This is a genomic window from Nitrospinota bacterium (genome assembly GCA_009873635.1).
In the GTDB taxonomy this organism is placed as follows: domain Bacteria; phylum Nitrospinota; class Nitrospinia; order Nitrospinales; family VA-1; genus LS-NOB.
The window spans coordinates 1-5,793 of record WAHY01000006.1 but is presented as its reverse complement, the minus strand read 5'-3'; the positions used below and the strand labels follow the sequence as shown (position 1 = coordinate 5,793).

2 protein-coding genes and 1 pseudogene are annotated in these 5,793 nt (G+C 48.6%); 2 read left to right on the top strand and 1 reads right to left on the bottom strand.

What is annotated here, in order from left to right:
• On the top strand, positions 1 to 256 hold a 256-nt coding region (locus F3741_05200; protein MZG30197.1), incomplete at its 5' end, for a B12-binding domain-containing radical SAM protein.
• A gap of 248 nt (positions 257 to 504) precedes the next feature.
• Here the strand turns inward: F3741_05200 and F3741_05195 are convergent.
• A pseudogene (locus tag F3741_05195) lies at positions 505 to 2,370 on the bottom strand (hypothetical protein).
• Between the two features lie 613 nt (positions 2,371 to 2,983).
• On the opposite strand from F3741_05195, the gene F3741_05190 reads away from it, so the two are divergent.
• A complete protein-coding gene (locus F3741_05190; protein ID MZG30196.1) occupies positions 2,984 to 5,584 on the top strand; it encodes a tetratricopeptide repeat protein in 2,601 nt (866 codons plus the stop codon).
• Positions 5,585 to 5,793: the final 209 nt, after the last annotated feature.

The following is a 5,793-nucleotide window of genomic DNA, read 5'->3' as shown; positions in this document are numbered from 1 at the left end:
AAAAGAAATTCCTGAACACGACCTGGCTCTGGATTTTTATTACACGCCTGAATCGGGGCAGACCACCGAGCAGGCGATGCATAGGTATGAAGATTTCTACCGCAACGATTTTGACCCCTGGGCACTGCGCATCAACGCCCGTGAACACGTGTTCCTCTATATCACGAAGTTTGGCACTAGCGACCTGCCGCACCTCTACGTGAAAAACGATCCCGAATCCCACGAACGCAGCATGGCTCCCGAGTTGATGATGTAGCTGCGAGTCGTCACTGACAACGTCATACCCCTTATCAGGGGAGGCAACTATCATTGGCTCTTTAAGCCGAGTTAACTATTTTCAGCATATTAAAGCGATTGCCCGCTGGCTCTTCGCCGAGTAGTTGCCACCCGCGGCCTCGCGGGCTAGTTGTCTCTTCTAAATCCGCGCATTTGCGGGACGGTGCCGTCAAACTCGGTGGTGGCCTGATCGGATTTGGGTTGGATTTCTTTCTTCTCTTCCTGTGCTTTCTTTTCCAGCAGGAACACACAGAGATCGGGATTGACCTGGTTCTCCGGACACATCTTGAGATGTTGACGGAAGAACGGCATGTTGTAGACCGGGTCGTTATAAAGCGTTTCCAATCCATAATGGTCGAAGAGTCCCTGTAACGGGCGCGGTCCGACCAGGAAGAGGAAGCCATCCGGCAGCATGGCGTTGACCAGTGCCTGCAACATGCTTTCGCAGGCTTCACGGTCGGGGTGATACATGAACGGAATCCATTTAAAGATCAGCCCATACTGCAAGCTGTAAGCGTGGGCGATGTGTTCCGCTTCAGGCAGGAACGAAACTTTCTGCAGGTTGTCCAGTTGATCGCGTGATGCGGCGTAGTTCCACAACAGTTGCGCGTTTTTCTGCGCGAACTCGTTGTCGCTGAACAGCACGGTGTATTCCCGCTCCTTGGTGCAGTCCACACAACCGGCCAGCACGGTGTCGAAGGTGTGGATGAGGACCTTGTCGATTTTTTCCAGCCGGTGCGGCATGGCCGGGGCCATTTCCATGTAATAGAAAATCTGGTCGAGCACCATCGGTTGCAAAGAGGACTCGTCAATATCGGCGGCCCCCTCGGGATAAAACGGAACGGTGTATTGCACCTTGACCGGATCAACCACCGGCGGTTCTCCGTTGAAGAACCATTTCCAGGTAAATGGATAGGTGTGTGCCAACCGTGTTGGATAGGTTTGCGGTCGCAGGTTCCAGGCCGGATTGAATGGAACTTCTCTGCCGCGTTCACCTTCGAGCAGGGTGAACGATTGCGTGCCCACTCTCACCTCCCGTTCGATCGGCGGTTTCCTCACTCCTTCACAATTGGTGTAGGGGAAGGTGATGGGGTCGTCATAAGCCGTGACTTTGTAGAGATAACCATCCTGCGCGGTGACCACGACTTTCTGGCTTTCACTGAAATAGCGTACCGGCGCGTGTTCCTGCGGGGTCCAGGTGATCTCGTGCGAGGTCATCGGGTCCATGAACAGTTTCTTTAAGTCTTTGCCTTCCGGTCCTTCCGGCACAAAAAAAGCGGAGAAAATATTGAAAGCTTCTTTTGAGGGATAGGTGGGGAGTCCGCGATACCTTAAAGGCGGCAGTTCCCTTTCCCGCGACTGGTCTTTATAGATTCCCCAGATGAACTCGAAAACGGCTCCGCCGGTGCCCGGCAGGGTGGACTGGAACAGTTCAACGACAGGGATCAGGTTGAGCCGGGCCCAGTTGACCTGAAACATGAAACTGATGAACATGGATTTGTCGAACGTTCCTTCGTGCAGGGCGTAGAGTCCATCTTTAGTGAGCTGGATGTCGTATTTCCCTTCTCCCTTATGGATCATCTGGTTGTCGTTGTAAAAGTATTTCACTTCGGAGAAAGGGACGCGCCAGGCTTCGGCGGCTTTTTCGCGCAAATCATCGAGCGTCATTTTTTCCCACCCGTCATGGCTGCTGATGTCGATTTGTGTCGAGAAGGTTTTGGCGCGTGGTTTGATGCCCACCCACTGCCGGTTGTCGAGACGCATTCTTGCCAGGGCGAGATCGGTCACTCCGGTCACATCGTTATGGGACCATAGGGCCTCGTGCAGGGGGTTGCCTTCCGGGTCCGTGCACAGGAACCGCCGGCCTTCTTCGTTGTAGAAAACAAAATGCCCGGTCGAGAAAATGATGACACGGGTATTGGCCACGCTGGGGGAATCGTTTTCGAACAGGTGGGTGCAGCCATCCTGCTCCTTCGATTCGAGGTTGGGGATTTTCTTTTCCAGCTCTACAGCGTAGTCCAGATTATCGGCGAAGGTCAGCGACCCTTCACGGGTCAAAGCCTCTACAAGTTTTTCAGTTTTAATCACGCTCATTTTCCACTCAATAGTAAATAGTTTTAGAAGGCTGCAGGGGTATTAAGGTCCCATTAAGCCGAGATGCCTCATGATTGCAAAACAAAGCCATTGCCCGCTGGCACTACGCCTAGTAGGAAAAGCGTCCAATTTATAATAACCTTGGCACTCTAGCAAGATAAAGTTGCGAAATAACCTTCGCTTTCTGGCGAGGGAGGAAGTGAGTACAGGCTCCGTAGGATAGTCATCGCGAGCGACTGGAAGGAGCGTGGCGATCCAGACTCTGGGATTGCCAGAACGGTTAATTTATGAAGACTTCTGGATTGCTTCGTCGCCAGGACTCCTCGCAATGACGGGCATTGGCCCATTAAGCCGAGATTAAGTCTGTCTGCCAGACTAAGCTATAGCTAGTTGGGTCCAGCGTTACCCCTACGGGGCACGAAGTCTTAGGTAGAATATAACGCACGCTGGCCGTGTTGACACAGAGGCTCATGACCTCTATAATTCATAACTTAAACCCGTGAAATATAAGCGTTTTCAACCGTTGCCGAATGGGCCCTGTCGGTAAGATTGGGAAGTATTGCTGTTTGGCAACGATTTCATATTTTTAAACACAAATTTGTAAAGGTGGGATATGGACGAGGGAAGGAAGTTTGAGAAACTCGGTTATGAGAGTTTACAGAAAAACAACATTGAGGAAGCAGAGACCAATTTTCTTGAAGCGTTGAAGCATATGGAAAAGTCGGGCGACGACACCGGTCAGGCCTATGTTCTTGGCAACCTCGGCAATATTTGTTTTCAGAGCAAGCAGTTCGACAAGGCGGAAGACTTCTATTCCCGTTCCCTGACTTATATGGAAAAGCTGAAGGACGCGAAGGGTATTGAAAGTTCCCTTGGCAATCTTGGCAGTGTTTATTTTTATCAGGGCAGTCTGGAAAAGGCGGAAGAAAGTTATCAGCGTGCCCTGCAGATCATGATCGAGGCCAATGATCCGCTTGGGCAGGGTATCTACAACGAGTATTTGGGCAACACCTTCCTGAAAAAAGAAGACATTGAACAGGCGATTGATTACTACCAGAAGGCCAAAGACTTTATGGGACAGGCCAAGCAGGATGAACGCAAGATCCAGCAGCTTGAGGGCAGGATCGAATCTCTCCAAAAACACCCCGCGTTGTTAGGTAAAACTGAATCAGCACTGCTGGAGGAAGTGGAGACACTCACGAAGGGCGGACAACAAACCCAGGTTATTGCCAAGTTGCAGGATCTGGAAGAACTTTACTTCCAATGGCAGCGGATGGATAAAGTGGCAGAGACCATTTTGAAAACCATCAAGGTGCTGGAAGATATGGGGGAAAAAACTTCAGCGGGAGTTTGCTACGCAAACCTTGCAGGAATCTACCTGCAAATGACCAGTGAAGGGCAGGCTGAAAAAGTTGATGAAGCGGAAGCGAACTTCAAGAAAGCCATCGAGGTGATTGGCGATTCTGACAAGCGCAGGAATTCTTATCTGCTGGGAAGTTTGGGAAATATTTACCTTAATAAGAACCAGCTTGATCTGGCTTGGGAGCATTATGACAAGTCTCTCAAGATCATGCAGGAGTTGGGTGACCTTTTAGGGGAAGCGCGAGGTTATGCCAATCTGGGTAATGTAAGAAGTTTGCAGAAAAACTGGGATGGTGCGCAGGAGCAGTATTTCAAATCTCTGGAGTTGATGGAGAAGCAGGAGAACCGTCCGGGAATTGCCCAGCAATGTGAATCGCTGGGAGACATTTTTATCAAGAAAGAAGAGTTTGACCAGGCGGAAGATCACCTGATGCGGGCCAGCGATTTATATGAAGCGATGAAAGAGCAGGGTTCGGTCCAGGAAGTGCAGAACAAATTGATGTTCATTTTTTCCCAGCCCAAATATCTCGAAAGCCGGAAACAGCAGATCCGCGAAGCTTTGAAAAAACCGGAAGCCGAAAAAGACAGCAAGCTCAAACTGGCTTTGCTCAGTGACCTGGGCAATGTCTTATTCATGGCCAGTGACTGGGATGAAGCGGAAGAAGTAGCTAAAGAAAGCATTGCTATTCACGAGAAGTCTGGCGACAAGGGAGCGTTGAGTGCGGCCCTGGGGAACCTCGGTAGTATTTCGATGGAGAAACAGGATTACGAGGGTGCGGTGGAGAACTATGGACGCGCTATCGAACTCAAGGAAGAACTGAACGACCAGAAAGGTTTGCAGGAATTGCAGGGCAGTTATTTAAATGTCCTGATCATGTCCGGCAAAATGGACGTTGCGGAAAAGCTGGTCAAGAAATCCTTAAAAGCAAATGAGGCAAATAATAATACGCGGGGTGTCATGCATGACTACCGCAACCTGGGAAATATCTGCCTGCAGAAAACCGACTGGCTCAATGCCGAGAAAAATTATTTGAAGGCATTGGAAATCAACACCAATTCTGATAACAAGCCGGAGATGGCGGAGGATAACAGGAATATCTATAACCTCTATCTGCAGAAAGAAGACTGGAACCAGGCGGAAAAATTCGCGCTGAAAGCTTTGGATATTTCTGAGAGCATCAAAGACTATCGCAATGTCTGTGCAGATTGCCGCATTCTCGCTAATATTTACGTTGAGAAAAAGGAACGCTCGAAGCAGGAGGTTTACTACAAAAAGTCTCTTGAAAGTTCCCAGATCCTCAATGACCCGAAAGAAATTCTCATCGACCTGAGATATTTAGGCAAGTTCAATATGGACCGGGGATACAGGGAAAAGGCCGGTGATAATTTTAATCAGGCTTTCGATCTCTCCAAACAGTTGAACGACAAAAAAGAAATTGCCGAGGATTACCGTAACCTGGGAAACCTTGCTTTTAGTAATGGAGAGCGAAATGAAGCTGAGCAATGTTATTTGAAAGCCCTTGAACTTACCCGTGAGGTGGGTGATTTTAAAGGAGCCGGTCAGGACTTCACCTATCTGGGTAATTTGAAATTCAAAGATTATTTGTTTGAGGAAGCGGAAAGATATTTCGCCCAGGCCAGTGAATGTTTTGAGAAAACCAATAGTTGGACCAGCCTGATTCAGTTTGAGTTAACGGTTGCCAGAATGGAGATTCTGGTTTCTCGTTATGATCAGGCGGATGATTATATCAGCAAAGCCCGAAAAATTGCGAAAGACTTGGGTGATCCTGAACCGATCATGAAAGCGATTCAGGAAATAGAAAAGCTGAAAGACTCTGTTGATAAGAAATAGACCGATCGTCACGAGAAAAGCTTTGTAGGAATATTCCTACATTGAAACCAGGGTCTAAAACAGACTTACCTGTATAAAATAATAAGAGACGTTGGTGCTTGATCAGGTCAATCATTGTAGATTTTGGGAGCTGGTTTGTGGAATCTAATTGAGACCCATTATCAACGTATAAAGATATAAAAAATAAAGGCCATTTGTCTTGACACAGG

Coding starts and splice junctions, on each gene's coding strand:
- F3741_05190 (MZG30196.1), top strand. CDS start 2,984: ATGGACGAGGGAAGGAAGTTTGAGAAACTCGGTTATGAGAGTTTACAG.